Raw genomic sequence first — 19481 nt, forward strand, 5'->3', positions numbered from 1 at the left:
AGAAGTCGGTTCGCGCCGAGCCTGTGACTAGTGGTTTTAGTCGTTTTGCTCGGCACAGCGGGATTTTGATTCCCGTTTTCGCGACCGAATTCTGGTAAGACTTACTGGACGTAAATTATCAATCTAATGAAATCGGAGGAAACCCGTGGCCCTTCCAAAGTTGACTGATGAGCAGCGCAAGGAAGCTCTCGCAAAGGCCGCTGAGGCCCGCAAGGCTCGCGCCGAGCTCAAGGCTGCGCTGAAGCGCGGCGAAACCAACCTGAAGGACGTTCTGGACAAGGCTGAGACCGACGAGATCATCGGTAAGACCAAGGTCTCCGCTCTCCTCGAGGCTTTGCCGAAGGTTGGCAAGGTCAAGGCTAAGGAAATCATGGAAGATCTCGAGATTGCTCAGACCCGTCGTCTGCGCGGCCTCGGCGATCGTCAGCGCCGTGCCCTGCTCGAGCGCTTCGGCTACGGCGAATAAGATTCGCGATGTCTGACGCAACTGCACGCGGTAGCCTGGTCGTTCTGGCTGGGCCTTCCGCCGTGGGCAAGTCCACTGTGGTTTCGCGTCTGCGCGATGACGTCGACAAGCTGTACTTCAGCGTCTCAATGACGACGCGTCAACCCCGACCTGGTGAGCAGGACGGGGTTGACTATTTCTTCGTTACTCCTGAAGCTTTCCAGCAGCGCATTGACGCCGGTGAAATGCTCGAATGGGCGGATATTCATGGCGGGCTCCAGCGCTCCGGCACTCCTGCACAGCCTGTAAAGGAAGCAATGGAGGCAGGTCGCCCCGTACTCGTAGAGGTGGACCTGGAAGGCGCTCGCAACGTCAAGGCCGCACTGCCGGAAGCTAAGACCGTGTTCTTGGCGCCGCCGTCATGGGAGGTGCTCGTTGAGCGCCTGACCGGCCGTGGTACCGAGCCGCAGGACGTCATCGACCGTAGGCTTAAGACCGCACACGCTGAACTTGCCGCACAAGACGAGTTCGAGCACGTCGTTGTCAATGAGAATCTTGATGACGCCGTGGCAGCTATTAGTGCTATCCTGCAGGGATAGAACTAGATTTTGACCATTTCCAAGTGAAGTAAAGGTGCATGTGACTAACGTGACCACCCCTGCTAATGCTGAGGCCCCGAAGCCAGAGCCAGTGTTCGATCCGCCAGTGGGCATTACTGCTCCGCCGATCGACGAGCTCCTCGATAAGGTCTCGTCCAAGTACGCTCTGGTGATCTTCGCCGCTAAGCGCGCGCGTCAGATCAACAGCTACTACCAAGAGCAGGATGAGGGTGTCTTCGAGTTTGTCGGTCCTCTGGTAACCCCTGAGGCGGGCGAGAAGCCGCTTTCCATCGCTCTGCGTGAGATTGAAGCTGGTCTCCTCGATCACGAGGAAGGAAAGTAAAAGCTTTCAAATAAGCTTTGTCGGGCCCAGGTATCCTGCCGCCATCTTGGCGGGGGAGCCTGGGCCTTTTGGCGTCTTGCGGCCGAAAAGTTTCCGGGCTGTAGAATTGGCCGGGTGAATCAAGCGAACCTTCATTCTTCTGCATCTTCTTCCGCGCCTTCTACTGCATCAGAAGCATCCGCTCGGCCGCGCAATATCGTGGTGGGAGTAGCCGGTGGTATCGCCGCATACAAGGCTTGCCATTTAGTCCGCGACTTCAAAGAGCACGGAGATAGCGTCCGCGTTGTGCCAACTCAAGCGGCACTGCAGTTCGTGGGCGCGGCTACCTTTGAGGCGCTTTCAGGCAGCCCCGTGAGCACCTCGGTTTTCGATGATGTGGATTCAGTCCAGCACGTCAATATTGGTCAGCACGCAGACGCCGTTGTTGTAGCTCCCGCCACGGCCGATGTCATCGCCCGCATCGCCGCTGGCCGTGCCGATGACTTGCTGACGGCCACGGTGCTGGTGGCGACCTGCCCTGTCATCGTTGTCCCTGCAATGCACACCGAGATGTGGCAGAACCCGGCCACGGTGGATAACGTTGCCACCTTGCGGCGCCGAGGAATCACCGTGATGGAGCCAGCACATGGCCGCCTCACCGGCCGCGATTCGGGCCCGGGGCGTTTGCCCGAACCAGAGCAGATTGCCGAGCTCGTGCGCACCGAGTTGGCAGGCTACCGCATGGGCCAGGGGCTTGCAGGCAAAAAGATCGTCATTTCTGCAGGCGGTACGCAGGAGAACCTTGACCCGGTGCGTTACTTGGGTAACCGTTCCTCCGGCCGGCAAGGCTTCGCACTTGCCGAGATTGCCGCGCAACGGGGCGCGAACGTCACCCTCGTCGCCGGTAACACGGAGAAGCTGCCTGTTCCGTCTGGGGCAAAGGTTCGCAACGTTGTTTCGACGGCGGAGCTACAGGCGGCGATGGAGGAGGAAGCGCGCGATGCGGACGTGGTCATCATGGCCGCTGCCGTGGCCGATTACCGCCCGGCACACATTGCAGAGTCAAAGATGAAGAAAGGCCAGGCAGATGCCGAGCTTTCTAGCATTCAGCTAGTGGAGAACCCTGATGTGCTCAAAGGGATCGTCGCCAAGCGTGATGCAGGCGAGCTTAACCCCAATGCCGTCGTCGTGGGCTTTGCCGCGGAGACCGGCGATGCCACCCATTCCGCGCTCGATTTTGCCAAGGAAAAGTTTTTAAAGAAGGGCTGTGACCTCTTGATGGCCAACGAGGTTGGCGAGGGTAAGGTTTTTGGGCAGTCCGATAGCGAGGGCTGGATTTTAAGCCGCGGTGCGGCGCCACAAGTGGTTGCTCACGGCTCAAAGCATGTGGTCGCGTCCCAAATCCTCGACGCAGTACAAGAGATAATGAGCAACTAGGCCAAGGCCTGATTGATTTAATAGACCGCTTGGTCTATGCTGGCTAGTTGTTAAAGCTTGGGGCCAGAACCATGCATCGAACGCTAAAAGAGCTTTCGCTAGTTAAGCTTTTCTGTCTGCACTAAGGAATATCTGTGACTTTAAACCCTGCACCGGCTACCCGTTTGTTCACCAGCGAATCCGTGACTGAGGGCCACCCGGACAAGATCTGCGACGCTATCTCCGACACCATTTTGGATGCGCTGTTGGAAAAGGATCCGAAGGCGCGCGTGGCAGTGGAAACCCTCGTGACCACCGGCCAGGTTCACGTTGTCGGTGAGGTTCGCACCACCGGCTACGTAGAAATCCCGCAGTTGGTCCGCAAGACCTTGACGGACATCGGTTTTACTTCCTCCGACGTCGGATTCGACGGCCACACCTGTGGCGTTAACGTCGCCATCGGCGAGCAGTCCCAGGAAATTGGCGCTGGCGTCGATACCTCTACGGAGGCTCGTGACCGTTCCGATGACTACGACGAGGAAAATGATACCGCCGGTGCCGGTGACCAAGGCCTGATGTTCGGCTACGCCACCAACGAGACCGATGAGTTCATGCCGTTGCCTATCGCACTGGCACATCGCCTTTCGCGCCGCTTGACCGAGGTTCGCAAGCAGGGCATCGTCGATCACCTGCGCCCAGACGGCAAGACCCAGGTGACCTTCGCCTACACCGACGATAACCAACCTTCCCACCTGGACACCGTGGTTATCTCCACCCAGCACGATCCCGAGGTTTCCCAGGAGTGGCTCATGGAGCAACTGCGCGAGCACGTCGTGGAATGGGTTATCAAGGACGCCAAGCTCGAGCACTTCTACGGCGAGGACACCACGCTGCTGGTCAACCCTTCCGGCTCCTTCATCTTGGGTGGCCCGATGGGCGATGCTGGCCTTACCGGCCGCAAGATCATCGTCGATACCTACGGCGGCATGGCTCGCCACGGCGGTGGCGCGTTCTCCGGCAAGGACCCGAGCAAGGTGGACCGCTCTGCGGCCTACGCCATGCGCTGGGTAGCTAAGAACATCGTCGCTGCGGATTTGGCTGACAAGGCTGAGGTCCAGGTCGCCTACGCCATCGGCCGTGCGAAGCCGGTGGGCCTGTACGTCGAGACCTTTGGCACTGCGAAACACGGGCTTGACGACGCCACGATTCAGGCCGCCGTCAACAAGGTCTTCGATTTGCGCCCGGCCGCTATCATCCGCGATCTCGACTTGCTGCGTCCCATCTACCGCCAGACCGCAGCCTACGGCCACTTCGGCCGCACCGACATTGAGCTGCCATGGGAGTCCACCGACCGTGCCGTCGCACTGCGTGAGGCTGCCGGCCTGTAGTATCAGAGCCTATGCCAGCTAGAACACCCGCCGCCCATAAACCGGTCGCGCGGGTGTTGCCTTTATTGGGCGTCGCCCACCTAGACCGCGGCTTCGATTATCGCGTCGACGAATCGCAGTCGGCTGCTGCTAAGCCCGGCGTGCGCGTGCGCATCCGCTTCAATGGGCGGCTGACAGACGCCATCGTTTTGGAGCGCCGCAATGACAGCGAGTTCGACGGCCAGCTGCGTTACCTGGACCGCGTGATTTCGCCCTATGCGGTCTACTCAGCTGAGCTTGCCGAACTCATCGAGTCGCTCGCGGCCCGCTATGGGGCGGTGCGCTCAGACATTATTCGCTCCGCGATTCCGCCGCGGCATGCCAAGGCAGAAGAATCCGATCTCGCCACCCCGTGGGAGGAGATGGGCGAGGCACAAGAACCAGATCTTTCGGGGTGGTCGGCATATCAGCATGGTGAGTCCTTTGTGGACTCGGTATTGGCCGGTGGGCTGGCCCGCGCCGCATGGCAGATTGCGCCGGGCGATGACTGGGCGAGTGCCGTCGCGGCATTGGCCGCAAAAGTGGCACTCGACGGCGGCGGAGTCTTGCTCGTGGTGCCGGACCAACGCGGCGTCGACAAGCTGGAAAAGGCTTTGCGAAAAGTGGTCGCAGCCAAGCAGATCACCGTCTTGGGCAATGCCACGGGTCCGCAGGCACGCTACCGCCGATATCTTTCCGCTTTGGTGGGGCAGGCGCGCATTGTGTTGGGTACCCGCTCGGCGGCCTTTGCGCCGGTACAGAACCTACGCCTGGCGTTCATTTTTGATGATGGCAACGACAACCTCGTAGATAACCTAAAACCCTATGTCCACACCCGCGAGGTGCTGACCACGCGCTCAGCTAAGGAAGGCTGCAGTCTGATTCTGGCGGGGCATGCCCGCAGCGCAGAGACACAGCTGCTGGTCGAATCTGGGTGGGCGCATGACCTGCTCGCTAGTGAATCCACGTTGGAAACACGGCGTCCTGCAATGACTGCGGTAGGGGCGTTTGGCCTGCAGGTTGCGCGTGATCTGCAGGGCGGAACCACCTCGGTTACAGGGCCTGCCTTCCAAGCTGCGAAGCGTGCGCTGGACCGTGCGCAGCCGGTGCTCGTGCAGGTCCCGCGGAAGGGCTACGCACCAATTCTGGCTTGCGGCAATTGCCGAGCCCCCGCGCGCTGCCGCCACTGTAACGGCCCCTTGGGCCTTGCCGCCGATAGACGCGGGGGAGATACGCACCATGCCTCCTTGCCCACGTGTCGGTGGTGTGGCCGCATCGAGTCGAAATTCCGCTGTGTCGAATGCGGCTCGCCGCGGCTGCGGGCTATCGTACTGGGCTCTGAGCGCACGGCGGAAGAGTTGGGACGGGCGTTTCCGAGTACCCGCATCGTTGTCTCGGGCGGCAACAAGGTCGTAGACGAGGTCGCAGATGAGGCGGCACTGGTCATCGCAACGCCGGGCGCAGAACCGGCCGTCGCCCACGGCGGGCACTACGGCGCAGCTTTGCTGTTGGATGCAGGCACGCTGCTCAACCGCCAGGATCTGCGCGCCACGGAGGAAGCTCTCTCTAAGTGGGCGTCTGCAGCTACCTTGGTCTGTTCGCACAACAAGGGCGGTGAAGTGGTCATCGCCGCTGACGGTGAACTGCCGGTCATTCAGTCCTTGCTGAATTGGGACATGGTTGGTGCCGCACGCCGTGAGCTGGCGGGGCGTCGGGAAGTGCGTTTCCCGCCAGCAGTGCACATGGCTGCGGTCGATGGTGCCGATGCCAGCCTGGATCACTTCATGTCTATTGCGGAGCTACCGGAAAACGTGGAGGTTTTGGGACCCGTACCGTTGCCACCGGGGCTGAGCCTGCCCGGCGAATATGACGAGCAGCGATTTGGGCCGCCGCAACGCGTACTGATTAGGACCCCGTTGGGCCCGCGTGCCCAATTGGGCAACGCCTTGCGTAAGGCCAATGCCGCCCGCAGCGCGCGCAAGGACGAGCTTCCTTTGCGCATCCAAGTCGATCCCATCCACATCGGCTAGTCCTTCCATACCCCGTTAGGCGGTGCCGGGGGATTGTTCCACTATTGTCGAGGGCAGCAAATAAAAGAAGAATCAACGTGGATGAGGCGAGGAAGGCTCCTATTAAATGGCACTAAGAGCAATCCGCATGTACGGCGACCCAGTTCTCACCTCCCGTGCGGTGGAGATTGAGAAATTCGATGCTTCACTTGCAGCGCTAGCGGCTGACATGCTGGAGACTATGGACGAGGCAGGCGGAGTAGGACTTGCGGCGAATCAGATTGGCTTGACCAAGCGCATCTTTGTCTACGATTGCTCGCACGTGCAAACGGGTTTGCGTGGCGCAATCATCAATCCCGTGTGGGAGCCCATCGGACAGGCGAAGCAGGATGGCCCTGAGGGCTGTCTTTCCATCCCTGGGATTTCTGAAAATACGGAGCGTTACGAAACCGTGGTTTTAAGCGGCCGCGATATCCGTGGTAACGCCATTTCTATGGTCGCCTCCGGGCTCATGGCGCGCTGTATCCAACACGAGACCGATCATCTCGATGGCGTGTTGTTCCTGGACCGGTTGACTAAGGAAAAGCGCAAGCAGGCCATGCAGGTAATCCGCAATTCTGACTGGTTTAATTCTTAAAAAACTACCTAGTATTTTTCAAAGCATACTTATAAAGGAGACGCCACAGCATGAGAATCATCTTCGCTGGAACGCCGGAACCCGCGGTCGTGGCACTGGAAAAGCTGATTGCCTCTGAACACGAAGTCGTCGCCGTACTTACCCGGCCGGATGCTCGCAAGGGGCGTGGGCGCAGTCTGCATCCGAGCCCGGTGAAAGAGCTGGCGCAAAAGCACGGCATAGAGGTGTTAACTCCTACCTCGCTGAAGCCGGATACCGAGGATGGAAAGGCGCTGCGTGAGCGCCTGCATGAGCTCGAACCGGCTGCGATTCCGGTGGTGGCGTATGGCAATCTGATTACACCGGACCTGCTGGATGTACCCGAGCACGGTTGGGTAAACCTGCACTTTTCTTTGCTCCCGGCATGGCGAGGGGCGGCGCCGGTCCAGGCAGCGATTGCGGCAGGCGATGAGCGCACGGGCGCTACCACCTTCCGCATCGATGAAGGCCTCGATACCGGTGAGATTCTCGGAGTCGTGGAGTCAGATATCTCGGAGACCGACACTGCCGATGACTTGCTGACCCGCCTGGCTTTTAAGGGGGCAGATCTGCTGGTTGAGACAATGGACGGTTTGGCAGCCGGCAGCATCACACCGCGCCCGCAGGAGGGCGAGGCCACGTACGCCTCCAAGATTGCGGTGGAGGACGCGCAAGTGGACTGGACGGCACCGGCTACCGTGGTGGATCGCCACATCCGCGCGCATACTCCGGGGCCAGGCGCTTGGACGCTGCTGGATTCTCAGCGCGTGAAGCTTTCTCCGCTAAGCCTTGTCGAGGAAGCTGAGTCTGGCGCGGCGCTTGCCGACGTCGCGCTCGAACCAGGTCAGGCGCACATCACGAAGAAGGCCGTATACGTTGGAACGGGCGAGGGGATTGTCAAGCTTGATCGCCTGCAACCCCCAGGAAAGAAGATGATGAACGCTGCAGACTGGGCACGCGGTCTTGGCGGCGCTAAAGAAGTGAGGTTTTCATGAGCGGCGGATTCCGTTCTCGTTCCAAGTCTGGAGACAAGCCTAAGGAAACGTCCCAGAATAAGGGGCGCGGTCAGTCTGGCAAACCTAATAAAGGTAATAGGCGGCCGGTGCGCAACAATGCGCGCGGCAGGAAGGAGAACCCTTCCTTCGTGAAAGCAGCGCGCCGCGCGGGCATCGATGTCCCGCGCGCGGTTGCCTACGAGGTACTGCGCCGCGTGCACAGTGATGATGCTTTTGCGAATCTCACCCTGCCGAAGGCGCTGCGCGTACACAAGTTGGAGGCCCGGGACGCAGCTTTCTGCACCGAGCTGACCTACGGGGCGTTACGCAGTGAGGGCGTGCTCGATGCCGTCATCGAAAAGTGCTCTTCCCGTGGGCTCGATGCCACCGCACCAGAGGTGCTCGACGCATTGCGTCTGGGTACCTATCAGGTGCTTTTCACCCGCGTTGAGGCTCACGCTGCGGTTGATACCACCGTGCGCTTGGTGGAGGCCGCCGGCTTCGAGAAGGCGAAGGGCTTTGCCAATGGCATTATGCGTACGGTAACGCGCACGCCTTCCGAGAAGTGGCTGGACAAGCTCGCGCCGAGTGGTGAGGTAGCAGCGCTTGCCTTCAAGCATGCGCACCCGACCTGGATTGCGGAATCCTTCGCCCGCGTCGTCGGCTTGGGCGAGCTGGAGGCCGCCTTGGAGGGGGATTCGCAGCGCCCGATCGTGCACTTGGTGGCACGTCCTGGTGAGATCAGTGCGGAGGAGCTGGCCCTTATGACCGGCAACGAGGAGGGCAAGTACTCGCCTTATACGGTGTACATGTCTGCCGGTGATCCAGGCGATCTGGAGCCGGTCAAGCAAGGACTTGCCGCAGTGCAGGACGAGGGTTCGCAGCTTATCGCCCGCGCCGTTGCGGAGGCGCCGCTGGAAGGGGAGGATTCCGGACGCTGGCTGGATCTGTGCGCCGGCCCTGGCGGTAAGGCGGCGCTGATGGGTGCGCTGGCGCGTATTGAGCAGGCCACCGTTGATGCAGTCGAGGTCTCACCGCACCGTGCGGAGCTCATCAAAAAGACCGTGGCGGATCTCCCGGTGCGCGTGCACGTGGGGGATGGCCGCGAACCTGGCCTGGAGCCGGGCTTCGATCGCGTGCTGGTCGACGCCCCGTGCTCCGGCCTGGGTGCTTTGCGCCGCCGTCCGGAGGCTCGTTGGCGGAAGGCTGAAAGCGACATTGCTGACCTCAATGAGCTGCAATTTGAGCTGCTCGAATCCGCGCTGCGGCTCGTCCGTCCTGGCGGCGTGGGGGTTTATTCCACCTGTTCGCCAGACCTTAGGGAAACGCGCGATATTGTGGACCGCGCCGTCGCCAAGCTGGGCGCAGAGGAACTCGACGCGCATACGCTAATTCCAGACATGGGGGATGTGGGCCGCCACAAGTCGGTCCAGATGTGGCCGCACCGTCATGGCACGGATGCGATGTTCTTCGCAGCTTTGCGGCGCACGAACTAGGCGCCGAGCCGGTTTCGCGGCGAGGCGTCGCAGGTTAGGTCTAGACTATGGGGCATGTCCGCTCCGATTATTTCCCCATCCATCCTCGCCGCTGACTTCTCCCGCTTGGGCGAAGAAGTGCGCGCCGTATCCAACGCTGATTGGATCCACGTCGACATCATGGATGGTCACTTCGTCCCCAACCTTTCCTTTGGCCCAGACGTCACCAAGACCGTTGACGCAGTCACGGACCAGGTGCTTGATGTGCATTTGATGATTGAGGAGCCAGAAAAATGGGTGGAGACCTATGCTGCAGCCGGCGCCGATTGCATCATTTTCCACGCGGAAGCTGTTGCGGATGTGGCGGCCAGCCTCGCCTTGGCGGAAAAGATTCGGGGGCTGGGCGTGCGCGCAGGTATCTCGGTCAAGCCGGATACCGCAATCGAGCCGTGGTTGGACAAGCTCGCCAGCTTTGATTTGGTGCTCGTGATGTCCGTGGAGCCGGGTTTCGGCGGCCAGAAGTTTATGCCGGAGATGCTCGACAAGGTGCGTGCTTTGCGTGCAGTCATTGATGATGAAGGGCTTGCAACTCTCATCGAGATCGACGGTGGCATTTCGGCGGAGACCATCCGTGAATCAGCAATGGCTGGCTGCCATGCTTTCGTTGCCGGCTCTGCAATTTATAAGCAGGAGGATAAAGCTGGCGCAGTCGCGGAATTGCGCGAGCTGGCCACCCTGTAGAAGACCGTGAATAGAGCTTTGAATCGAAGCTCGCAAAAGCCTGAAAGAAATTTCATGAAGCTTGATTTAGAAGCGGCCCTGCTGCGTGCAATGGAGGCTGGCCAGTCTGTCCGCGGTACCACTAGCCCCAATCCGCCTGTGGGTGCCGTCATTTTAGATGCTCAGGGCGAATTGGTTGGTACTGGTGCCACCCAGCTGGCAGGAGGTGCGCACGCGGAAGTAATGGCTCTCAACGAAGCTGGGGAGGCTGCGCGCAATGGCACTGCGGTGGTCACCCTTGAACCGTGTAACCACACCGGGCGCACCGGTCCGTGCGCGCAGGCGCTTATTGATGCAGGGGTTTCGCGGGTCTTTTTCCTGCATGGCGATCCAAACCAGGAAGCAGCCGGGGGAGCGAGCACCCTGCAAGCAGCTGGGATTGAAGTTGCACAGGTTGCGGCACCCGTTGACAAGGATGTTCCCGACGCGCTTTTGCCGTGGTTGCGTGCCATCGAAATGGGCAGGCCACACGTCACCCTCAAATTTGCGCAGACCCTCGACGGGTTCACCGCCGCAGTAGACGGCACCAGCCAGTGGATTACTGGCGAGCATGCCCGCGCCTGGGTGCACGTTGACCGCTCACAACGCGACGCTATCTTGATCGGCACGGGCACGGCTTTGGCCGATAACCCGTCGCTTACCGCCCGCCGCCCAGACGGCAGCCTTTTTGAGCAGCAGCCGCGCCGCGTGGTGATTGGTCGCCGCAACTTGGAGGACGCGGGTGCGGCGGCCGGCAACTTGCGCGAGCTCGGCTACCTGCAGTTTGAGGACATCGACCAAGCCTTGTGCGAGCTTTATGCGGATGGCGCACGCGATATCTTGGTGGAAGGCGGGGCAGGTCTTGCTAGCTCTTTTCTAAACGCAGGCTACGTCGATGCCGTGCAGGCTTATATTGCCCCTGTTCTTTTGGGTGAAGGCCGTGGCGTATTGGCGCATCCGGTGGCCCAGACCTTGAGCGACGCTAAGCGTTTCCGCCGCAGTGTCACCAAGGTCTTGGGCGATGATGTCCTAATTGAGTACGTGCTCAATTCGCCGAGTTAGACGCACAGAGTTAGACACACAGAGTCAACAAATCATAAATAGAAGGAATTTACTTGTTTACAGGACTCGTAGAGGAACTAGCCACTGTCTGCTCCATTGAGGAGCAGGGCGATGCAATTCGGCTGGGGATTAGGGCGCCTCACGTGCTTAGCGACGCCGCGCTCGGTGACTCGATTGCGGTCAACGGAGTCTGTCTTACGGTGGCAGCGCTGGATGGCGATGCTTTCGTCGCCGACGTCATGGCCGAGTCGTTGCGACGCTCGGCGCTGGGGCAGTTGCGCGAGGGCTCCGTCGTCAACGTGGAGCGGGCGCTTTTGCCCACCACGCGTTTGGGCGGACACATCATGCAAGGCCACGTGGACGGCACCGCAGAACTTTTATCGCGTACCCCTTCGCAGAATTGGGAAGTGTTGCGCTTTAGCCTTCCCCAAGACCTTGCACGATACGTCGTCGAGAAGGGCTCAATCGCAGTTAGCGGCACCTCGTTGACCGTAAGCGCAATTGGAGCGGACTGGTTTGAGGTGTCGCTGATTCCAACCACCCTGCGCGACACAATCTTTGGCACGATGGAGGTCGGCGCTGCCGTAAACCTAGAAGTAGATGTGTTGGCCAAGTACGTTGAGAAGATGTACGGGCCTAACGCGCAGGACGCAAACCACAGGGGCTAAAGTAAATCCTTATGACCGCAGCAGAATCTTCCGTCAAACTCGACACTGTTGAACAGGCCATTGCTGATATTGCGGCCGGCAAAGCGGTGGTTGTGGTTGACAACGAAGACCGAGAAAACGAAGGCGACCTCATTTTCGCCGCGGAGCTGGCAACCCCAGAACTCGTGGCCTTCATGGTCCGCTACACCTCCGGCTATATTTGTGCGCCGCTGTTGCCAGAAGATTGCGCGCGACTGAACCTGCCGCCGATGATGGCGCTTAACGAGGACGTGCGCGCCACCGCTTACACGGTGACAGTAGATGCAGCGACCGGCACCACGGGAATCTCCGCGGGCTCCCGAGCAGAGACCATCCGGCGCTTGGCTGATCCGACCACCACGGTCTCTGACTTCACCCGTCCGGGTCACGTGGTTCCTTTGAGCGCACGCCCAAGCGGCGTTCTGGAGCGTGATGGACACACGGAAGCTGCGGTAGATCTCGCGCGCTTGGCGGGGCTGCGGCCGGCCGGCGTTTTGTGCGAGATCGTCTCCGAGGAAGACCCCACCGATATGGCGCGTTCGCCGGAACTGCGACGCTTTGCCGATACCCATGGGCTGACCATGATCTCCATCGAGCAGCTCATTGATTGGCGCCGCCACAAGGAAACCCAGATTCGCCGCTCGGTGGCATCGCGCCTGCCCACCGATCACGGCCTGTTCAATGTGCTGGGATACACCCATGACATCGACGGCAACGAGCACATCGCGCTGGTTGCAGGCGACGTCGAGGAGCTTCGCGGCGCGGAAGACGTGCTGGTGCGCGTGCACTCTGAGTGCCTCACGGGTGACGTGTTTGGATCCCGTCGCTGTGATTGTGGCCCTCAGCTCAACGCTTCGCTCAAGGCGGTTCAGGAAGCCGGACGTGGCGTGGTGATTTATCTGCGTGGCCAAGAAGGCCGCGGCATTGGCTTGGTGAACAAGCTGAAAGCCTATCGTTTGCAAGACAAAGGCCTTGACACCGTCGATGCCAATCTCGAGCAGGGCCTGCCCGAAGACGCGCGCGAGTATTCCGTGGCGGGTCAGATTCTGCGGGACCTTGGCATTGCTTCCGTTGTCCTCATGACTAATAATCCGCACAAGGGTGAGGGTTTGGCCGGCTTTGGTGTCGATGCTTCTCAGCACACTACGCTTGCTGTGGAAGCAAACGAGGACAACATCACCTACCTGCGCACCAAGCGTGACCGCATGGGCCATGACCTGCCGCAGGTTGAACACTGGGATATGCAGCATCCAGCAGGTGGTGCCCACGACGCGAATGATGAAGACCACCGCAACTAAGCACTAAGAAAGGTTTCCGATGGCTAAAGAAGGCTTGCCTGAAATTGAATTGGTCCCCGCTGAGGGGATCCGCGTGGCTGTCGTAACCGCGACGTGGAACGCCGAAATCTGCGACCAGCTGCACAAGCGCGCTGTAGAGACTGCTCGTGCATGTGGCGCGCAGGTGACCGAGACTCGCGTGGTTGGGGCACTCGAACTTCCCGTCGTGGTGCAGGCGGCGGCCCGGACCCACGATGCCGTGGTTGCGCTGGGCTGCGTGGTAAAGGGCGGCACCCCGCACTTCGATTACGTGTGTGACTCCGTAACGCAGGGCCTAACCCGCATCGCTCTAGACGAGTCCACTCCGGTGGGCAACGGCGTGCTCACCGTGAACGAGTATTCACAGGCAGTCGATCGCGCAGGCTTTGCCACCTCAGATGAAGACAAGGGCGCGGAGTCGATGGTGGCGGCTTTAGACACGGTATTGAAATTGCGTACACTAGATGGGCTGGCAGGCTAGGCCAGCCTGTAAACCACGAAGAAGGAACTAATGACTGACGCACAAGAATCTGGGGCCCGCGAGACGTCGACACGCACGCAGCTTACCGACGCCGAGGTTCTGGCCTACACCAGTGCGGATCCGTTCGCGCAGACGTCGACGAAGCCGTGGATTTATGAGGCTAAGTCGCAATTTTTGCGCAAGGTGGCCATCGGTTGGGTCATCCTCGTCATGGCTATCCATATTTTCATGGGCCTTACCTTGGATATCTCCTTCACCGGTGCTGCCGTCACCACTATCGATAAGTTCGCTTTCCCCGGCGTGGGCCTGCTTATCTCGGTTCTGTCTTGGCTGGCCCTGACGCGCCCGCGCTTGCGTGCGAATGAAGACGGCGTCGAGGTGCGTAACATCGTAGGTACCCGTTTTTATCCTTGGCAGGTCGTCTACGGACTATCCTTCCCAGAGGGCGAGCGGATGGCGCGCATCGAGTTGCCCGACTTCGAGTATGTGCCGGTTTGGGCACTGCAGGCTGGCGATAAGGCCGCCGTTATTCCGAAGGTTCGCGCTTTCCGCGACCTTGAAGCTAAGTACATGCCGCAGGATTAAAAAGTGGCAGATCCCGCTACCTACCGACCAGCGCCAGGCACTATTCCCACAGAGCCTGGCGTTTATAAGTTTCGTGATGAAAACCGCCGGGTAATTTACGTAGGCAAGGCCAAGAACCTGCGCGCACGTTTGTCCAACTATTTCCAGGACATCACGCAGCTGCATCCGCGCACGCGCCAGATGGTGCTTACCGCTGCGTCGGTGGAATGGACCGTGGTTGCCAGCGAGGTGGAAGCGCTGCAGCTGGAATATACCTGGATTAAGCGCTTCGACCCGCGGTTTAATGTCATGTACCGCGACGATAAGACCTATCCGATGCTTGCGGTATCGGTAGGAGAGATCGTCCCACGCGCCTTCTTTTACCGTGGCCCGCGGCGGAAGGGCGTGCGTTATTTTGGTCCGTATTCCCATGCTTGGGCGGTGCGCGAAACCTTGGACCTGCTCACGCGCGTGTTCCCCATGCGCACCTGTTCCAAGGGCGTCTACAACCGGCACGAGCGCTTGGGCCGTCCGTGTCTATTGGGATATATCGGCAAATGTTCGGCACCGTGTACCGGTGCGGTATCGAAGGCAGATCATAGGGAGACCGTAAATTCGCTGGTTTCCTTTATGAACGGCAATACCTCCGCCGTGACCCGTGAACTAACCCAGCGCATGGAGCAAGCCGCGGAAAACCTCGAGTTTGAGCTTGCTGCACGCCTGCGCGATGACTTAGGCGCAATCAACAAGATTATGGAGCAGCAGGCCGTCGTGTTCAATGACGGAACTGATGCGGATCTCATTGCCTTTAGCTCTGATGAGCTGGAGGCCGCTGTGCAGATCTTCCATGTGCGTGACGGCCGCATCCGTGGCCAGCGCGGCTGGGTCGTAGAACGCTCAGGCGACCAAGCCCCGACGGGGCCGTGGGAAGAAGGCGAAAGCGATCCGGCTTTGCCGGCGTTGATGCAAAACTTCCTGATCCAGTTCTATTCGGATGCGGCAGACCGCGAGCAGCAAGAGATGGAGGAAGACGCTGCTCTTAGCAGGCGCGGTGTGGACCAGGAATCGCATACGGAAACCCGCCGCGGCAACGTGATTCCGCGGGAGATCTTGGTGCAGGCCATGCCGGACGAGTCGGCTGAAGTCATCTCCCTGCTCGAGGATCTGCGTGGGGCGCAGGTGAATATGCGAGTACCGCAGCGCGGCGATAAGCACTCCCTGATGGAGACCGTCGAGCGCAACGCTAAGGAGCAGCTGCGCCAGCACAAGCTCAAGCGCGTCGGTGATCTCACCGCGCGTTCGGCGGCCCTGCAGGACATCCAGGAAGCCTTGGGGATGGACCAGGCGCCGCTGCGCATCGAGTGCACCGATATCTCCCATATTCAAGGCACCGATGTGGTTGCTTCCCTCGTGGTCTTTGAGGACGGTCTGCCACGCAAGGCTGATTACAGGCGTTACCGCATCAAGGAGGCGGCTGGTGAGGGTCGCTCTGATGACGTCGGCTCCATCGCCGAGGTAACTCGCCGCCGTTTCAAGCGCCACAACGAGGACAAGCTCGCCAACCCAGACGAGGAAGTCGAGGAGTCCACCTTCGACGACGAGAATGTGCAGGAAGAATCCGCAGAAGCGGGACGTCGTTTTGCCTACCCGCCGCAGCTATTCATCGTGGACGGTGGCGCTCCGCAGGTTGCGGCAGCGCAAGAGGTATTTGATGAGCTCGGTATCGTGGACGTGACCCTCGTTGGCCTTGCAAAGCGCTTGGAGGAAATCTGGGTCCCGGGTGATGATGAACCGGTTATTCTCCCGCGTAACTCGCAGGCGCTGTACTTGCTACAGCAGATCCGCGACGAGGCACACCGCTTTGCTATTACTTATCACCGCCAGCAGCGTTCCAAGCGCATGCGTTCTTCGGTACTGGATTCGGTGCCGGGCTTGGGGCCGCAGCGCCGCACCGATTTGGTCAAGCATTTTGGCTCGGTGAAAAAGCTCAAGGAAGCCTCGGCGGAGGAGATCGCAGCGGTCAAGGGCTTTGGCCCGAAACTTGCCGGTGTGGTCTATGAACATCTGCATGGTTAAAGAAATTCAGTGTTCTATAAGTCTTCGCGGGCTAAGATGGGCTGCATGACGCACTTAGAATCCCCGCCCATCTTCATCACCGGTATGTCGGGTGGTGGCTTGACCTCCGCAGCCAAAGTCTTGGAGGACAAAGGCTACTACGTTGCCCACAACATCCCGCCGAAGGCCATCATTGATCTTCTCAAGCTGTGCGCGATGGAGGAGACCAAGGTTAAGAAGGTCGCAGCGGTAACTGACGTGCGTTCCCGTATGTTTCTAGGTTCGCTGCTGGAGACCATCGATGAAGTTACCGAACTCGGCATGAAGCCAACGGTACTGTTTCTCGATGCACGCGATGACGTTTTGATTCGCCGTTTCGATTCCGTGCGCCGTACCCACCCCCTACAGGGTGGAGACACGCTGAAGGCAGGCATTCAGAGGGAGCGAAAAGCCATCGCGCATGCCCGCGAGCGTGCGGACATCATCATCGATACCACCAATCTCTCCATCCATGATCTGCGGCGTGCGATGGAGGCCGCCTTCGGTGATATGCGCAAAGACGTCCAGCACGTCACCGTCGAGTCCTTTGGCTTTAAAAATGGCTCGCCTCGCGATGCAGACCTTGTGCTTGACGTGCGATTCTTGCCCAATCCTTATTGGGTTCCGGAGCTGCGCGGCTACCGTGGCACCGATGAGCCGGTCTCGGATTATGTCTTGGCCCATCCTGCCGCCGAGAAGTTCATTGAGCACTTTCTGGATATGTTCGGCACCATGCTCAAGGGCTATCGTCACGAGGGCAAGAACTTCATCACAGTTGGCGTCGGCTGTACGGGCGGCCACCACCGTTCCGTTGCCGTTGCCGAGGAATTGACCCGGCGCCTGCGTCAGCGCGGAGACCTCGAGGTAAACGCTCTGCACCGCGATATTCAACGCGGCTAGTTTTTCTATTTCCTTGCACAATTGACCCGGAAAGCTTATAAATCCACCAATGACTCGACAAACCCACATGGCTTGCCTCGGTGGCGGCCATGGTCTTTATCAAACCCTTCTTGCTGCCCAGATGACGGGCGTGGAGCGGATCTCAGCCATAGTTACCGTCGCCGATGACGGTGGCTCTTCAGGGCGTCTGCGCCGTGAGCTGGACATCATTCCACCCGGTGATCTGCGCATGGCGCTGGCCGCGCTTTCCGATGACACGGAAACTGGCCAAATGTGGGCAGAGACGTTGCAACATCGTTTCCGGGGCAACGGTGCGATGGCAGGGCACGCCGTGGGTAATTTGCTTATTGCTGGCCTGACTGAGGTTCTCGGCGATTATCAGGCGGCCCTGGATAAGGTAGCCCAGCTGACCAATTCCCGCGGCCGCGTGCTGCCGGTGGTCAATCAGCCGCTGGACATCGAGGCGGAGGTCGCCGGACTTGACGAGGATCCCCGCATCATGCGGGCCGTACGCGGCCAAGTGGCGGTGGCTTCCACTCCGGGTCAGGTACGTCGCGTACGCATCCTTCCGGCGCATCCACAGGCCAATCCGAACGCTTTGGCCGCGCTTTCCGACGCCGACCTCATCACCATCGGCCCCGGCTCTTGGTTTAGCTCGGTGCTACCGCACGTGCTGGTGCCGGAAATCGTGAACACTGTGAAGAACTCTTCCGCGATGCGCGTGGTTGTGCTGAACCTTTCGGCAGAGCCGGGCGAGACTCAGGGCTTTTCTGCGGAGCGGCATCTCCACGTGTTGGCGCAGCATGCGCCGGAACTGCGCATCGACCGCGTCTTGGTGGATTCCAACGCTATCCCTAGTGAGAGTGAGCGCAGCTATCTGCAGCGCGCAGCCAACGTACTGGGCGCCCAAGCGGTATTCGCTGACGTTAGCCTGCGTGATGAAAACGGCGTGCGTCTAAACAAGCATGATCCACACAAGCTTTCTGCTGCGTTGAAAGGATTGCTCGAGCAAAGCTAGCCTAGTGCGGCCAAGGATTTATCGTGCAGGCTAGACTAGTGTTTCTCTATGTCTGTATAAGGCATTCCGTGCCTGATAGGGCATACCGCGTCTGCGCAGACCTGGTTGGATGATGCTCGGTCTGTACAGCAAGAATCATTGAGAAAGGGGCAAGGACTTTGTCTGCTTCATTGACCGAACAGGTCAAGGATGAACTCACAGCAGTCTCCGTTCCACGCCAGTCCGCTCGTGCCGCGGAAATTTCCGCCATGTTGCGCTTTGCCGGCGAGCTGACCGTAAGCGGGGACCAGATGGCCTACGAAATCGAAGTGGACAATCTGCGCATTGCCGAGCGGCTCATCGAAGCCCTCGATGACCTCTACAGCGTGAAGGCAACCTCGCATGTTGTGGGGCCGGCCGGTTCGCAGAAGAAGTCTCGCGTTCAGCTGCGCGTTGCCTCCGGCGCAAAGGAGCTAACGCGTCGCCTAGGGTTGGTCACTCGTTCGGGCCATCCGGTGGTGGGACTGCCGCCGCAGGTAATCTCGGGCTCTATCGCCGACAACGAGGCCGCATGGAGGGGCGCATTCCTTGCCCAAGGGACGCTGACCGAGCCGGGCCGTTCTTCTACCCTCGAGGTGCTATGCCCTTGCCAAGAGGCCGCGCTGGCTTTGGTGGGCTGTGCACGCCGCCTGGGAATCTCTGCAAAAACCAAGGAAACCCGTGGCGCCGATCGCGTCGTTGTGCGCGATGGCGATGCTATTGGCGCCTTGTTGACCCGCATGGGCGCTCAGGAAACCCGCTTGACGTGGGAGAAGAAGCGCGTCAAGCGCGAGGCGCACGATACCTCGAAGCGCCTGGATAACTTCGATGATGCTAATTTGCGCCGTTCCGCGCGTGCTGCGGTAGCTGCCGCCGCCCGTGTAGAGCGCGCGATGGAAATATTGGGCGACGACGTGCCCGAGCACCTCGCAGATGCGGGCCGCCTGCGCGTCCAGCACCGCGAGGCCTCCTTGGAGGAACTGGGACGCCTGGCTGATCCTCCAATGACTAAGGATGCTGTTGCCGGACGCATCCGGCGCTTGCTTTCCATGGCAGATAAGCGCGCCGAGGAGCTTGATATTCCGGACACCAACGAATCGATCACTGATGATCTTTTTGACGAGTCGTAGACTTTACTAGGTTAAAAAGTTTCTGATTTTCAAGGTTTCGATCAAAGCCTTAGCCGCCAGCCGCCTTGTCCGATCGGACGGGGCGGTTTTGTTCGGGCAAAACAGGCACATTCGGGAGTAGGCGGATACTT

General features: G+C 59.9%; 19 protein-coding genes. All 19 read left to right on the forward strand.

The window, feature by feature from the left end:
- Positions 1-145: 145 nt before the first annotated feature.
- The gene (mihF, locus tag HMPREF3155_RS06690) at positions 146-466 is read left to right on the forward strand and encodes an integration host factor, actinobacterial type (RefSeq protein ID WP_005531652.1); all 321 of its coding nucleotides are present in this window, start codon (positions 146-148) and stop codon (positions 464-466) included.
- An 8-nt stretch (positions 467-474) separates the two neighbouring features.
- Positions 475-1044: a guanylate kinase gene (gene gmk, locus HMPREF3155_RS06695; RefSeq protein ID WP_062040943.1), complete on the forward strand. Its 570-nt coding sequence runs from the start codon at positions 475-477 to the stop codon at positions 1042-1044.
- Positions 1045-1084: 40 nt separating this feature from the next.
- A complete protein-coding gene (rpoZ, locus tag HMPREF3155_RS06700) occupies positions 1085-1387 on the forward strand; it encodes a DNA-directed RNA polymerase subunit omega (RefSeq protein WP_061922276.1) in 303 nt (100 codons plus the stop codon).
- Positions 1388-1585: 198 nt separating this feature from the next.
- On the forward strand, positions 1586-2803 hold the full coding sequence (coaBC, locus tag HMPREF3155_RS06705; protein ID WP_070432958.1) for a bifunctional phosphopantothenoylcysteine decarboxylase/phosphopantothenate--cysteine ligase CoaBC: 1218 nt from the start codon (positions 1586-1588) through the stop codon (positions 2801-2803).
- Positions 2804-2937: 134 nt separating this feature from the next.
- Complete coding sequence (gene metK, locus HMPREF3155_RS06710; protein ID WP_061922279.1) at positions 2938-4170, forward strand: methionine adenosyltransferase; 1233 nt, start codon at positions 2938-2940, stop codon at positions 4168-4170.
- Positions 4171-4181: 11 nt separating this feature from the next.
- Positions 4182-6218: a primosomal protein N' gene (locus HMPREF3155_RS06715; RefSeq protein WP_061922281.1), complete on the forward strand. Its 2037-nt coding sequence runs from the start codon at positions 4182-4184 to the stop codon at positions 6216-6218.
- A gap of 106 nt (positions 6219-6324) precedes the next feature.
- On the forward strand, positions 6325-6834 hold the full coding sequence (gene def, locus HMPREF3155_RS06720) for a peptide deformylase (RefSeq protein WP_061922284.1): 510 nt from the start codon (positions 6325-6327) through the stop codon (positions 6832-6834).
- Between the two features lie 50 nt (positions 6835-6884).
- Positions 6885-7847, forward strand: a complete 963-nt coding sequence (gene fmt / locus HMPREF3155_RS06725) for a methionyl-tRNA formyltransferase (protein ID WP_061922287.1) — start codon at positions 6885-6887, stop codon at positions 7845-7847.
- Positions 7844-9343, forward strand: coding sequence for an RsmB/NOP family class I SAM-dependent RNA methyltransferase (locus HMPREF3155_RS06730; protein ID WP_070432907.1), 1500 nt, complete (start codon positions 7844-7846; stop codon positions 9341-9343). Before fmt ends, HMPREF3155_RS06730 begins: the two co-directional genes overlap by 4 nt.
- A gap of 54 nt (positions 9344-9397) precedes the next feature.
- Positions 9398-10063 (forward strand): ribulose-phosphate 3-epimerase, encoded by a 666-nt coding sequence (gene rpe / locus HMPREF3155_RS06735; RefSeq protein ID WP_070432908.1) that lies wholly within the window; start codon positions 9398-9400, stop codon positions 10061-10063.
- A gap of 54 nt (positions 10064-10117) precedes the next feature.
- A complete protein-coding gene (gene ribD / locus HMPREF3155_RS06740) occupies positions 10118-11143 on the forward strand; it encodes a bifunctional diaminohydroxyphosphoribosylaminopyrimidine deaminase/5-amino-6-(5-phosphoribosylamino)uracil reductase RibD (protein WP_062040926.1) in 1026 nt (341 codons plus the stop codon).
- A 53-nt stretch (positions 11144-11196) separates the two neighbouring features.
- A complete protein-coding gene (locus HMPREF3155_RS06745; protein WP_062040923.1) occupies positions 11197-11811 on the forward strand; it encodes a riboflavin synthase in 615 nt (204 codons plus the stop codon).
- Between the two features lie 11 nt (positions 11812-11822).
- On the forward strand, positions 11823-13127 hold the full coding sequence (locus tag HMPREF3155_RS06750) for a bifunctional 3,4-dihydroxy-2-butanone-4-phosphate synthase/GTP cyclohydrolase II (protein WP_061922301.1): 1305 nt from the start codon (positions 11823-11825) through the stop codon (positions 13125-13127).
- 19 nt (positions 13128-13146) lie between these two features.
- On the forward strand, positions 13147-13626 hold the full coding sequence (gene ribH / locus HMPREF3155_RS06755) for a 6,7-dimethyl-8-ribityllumazine synthase (protein WP_061922304.1): 480 nt from the start codon (positions 13147-13149) through the stop codon (positions 13624-13626).
- A 30-nt stretch (positions 13627-13656) separates the two neighbouring features.
- Entirely contained in the window at positions 13657-14211 is a 555-nt protein-coding gene (locus tag HMPREF3155_RS06760; RefSeq protein ID WP_070432909.1) for a PH domain-containing protein, read from the forward strand.
- Positions 14212-14214: 3 nt separating this feature from the next.
- Positions 14215-16266, forward strand: coding sequence for an excinuclease ABC subunit UvrC (gene uvrC, locus HMPREF3155_RS06765; RefSeq protein WP_061922310.1), 2052 nt, complete (start codon positions 14215-14217; stop codon positions 16264-16266).
- Positions 16267-16311: 45 nt separating this feature from the next.
- Positions 16312-17184, forward strand: coding sequence for an RNase adapter RapZ (gene rapZ, locus HMPREF3155_RS06770; protein WP_141744794.1), 873 nt, complete (start codon positions 16312-16314; stop codon positions 17182-17184).
- A gap of 49 nt (positions 17185-17233) precedes the next feature.
- The gene (yvcK, locus tag HMPREF3155_RS06775) at positions 17234-18202 is read left to right on the forward strand and encodes a gluconeogenesis factor YvcK family protein (RefSeq protein WP_061922313.1); all 969 of its coding nucleotides are present in this window, start codon (positions 17234-17236) and stop codon (positions 18200-18202) included.
- Positions 18203-18360: 158 nt separating this feature from the next.
- Positions 18361-19350, forward strand: a complete 990-nt coding sequence (whiA, locus tag HMPREF3155_RS06780) for a DNA-binding protein WhiA (protein ID WP_061922316.1) — start codon at positions 18361-18363, stop codon at positions 19348-19350.
- The last annotated feature ends 131 nt before the right edge of the window (positions 19351-19481 follow it).

This window comes from Corynebacterium sp. HMSC06D04 (genome assembly GCF_001807315.1).
Lineage (GTDB): Bacteria > Actinomycetota > Actinomycetes > Mycobacteriales > Mycobacteriaceae > Corynebacterium > Corynebacterium simulans.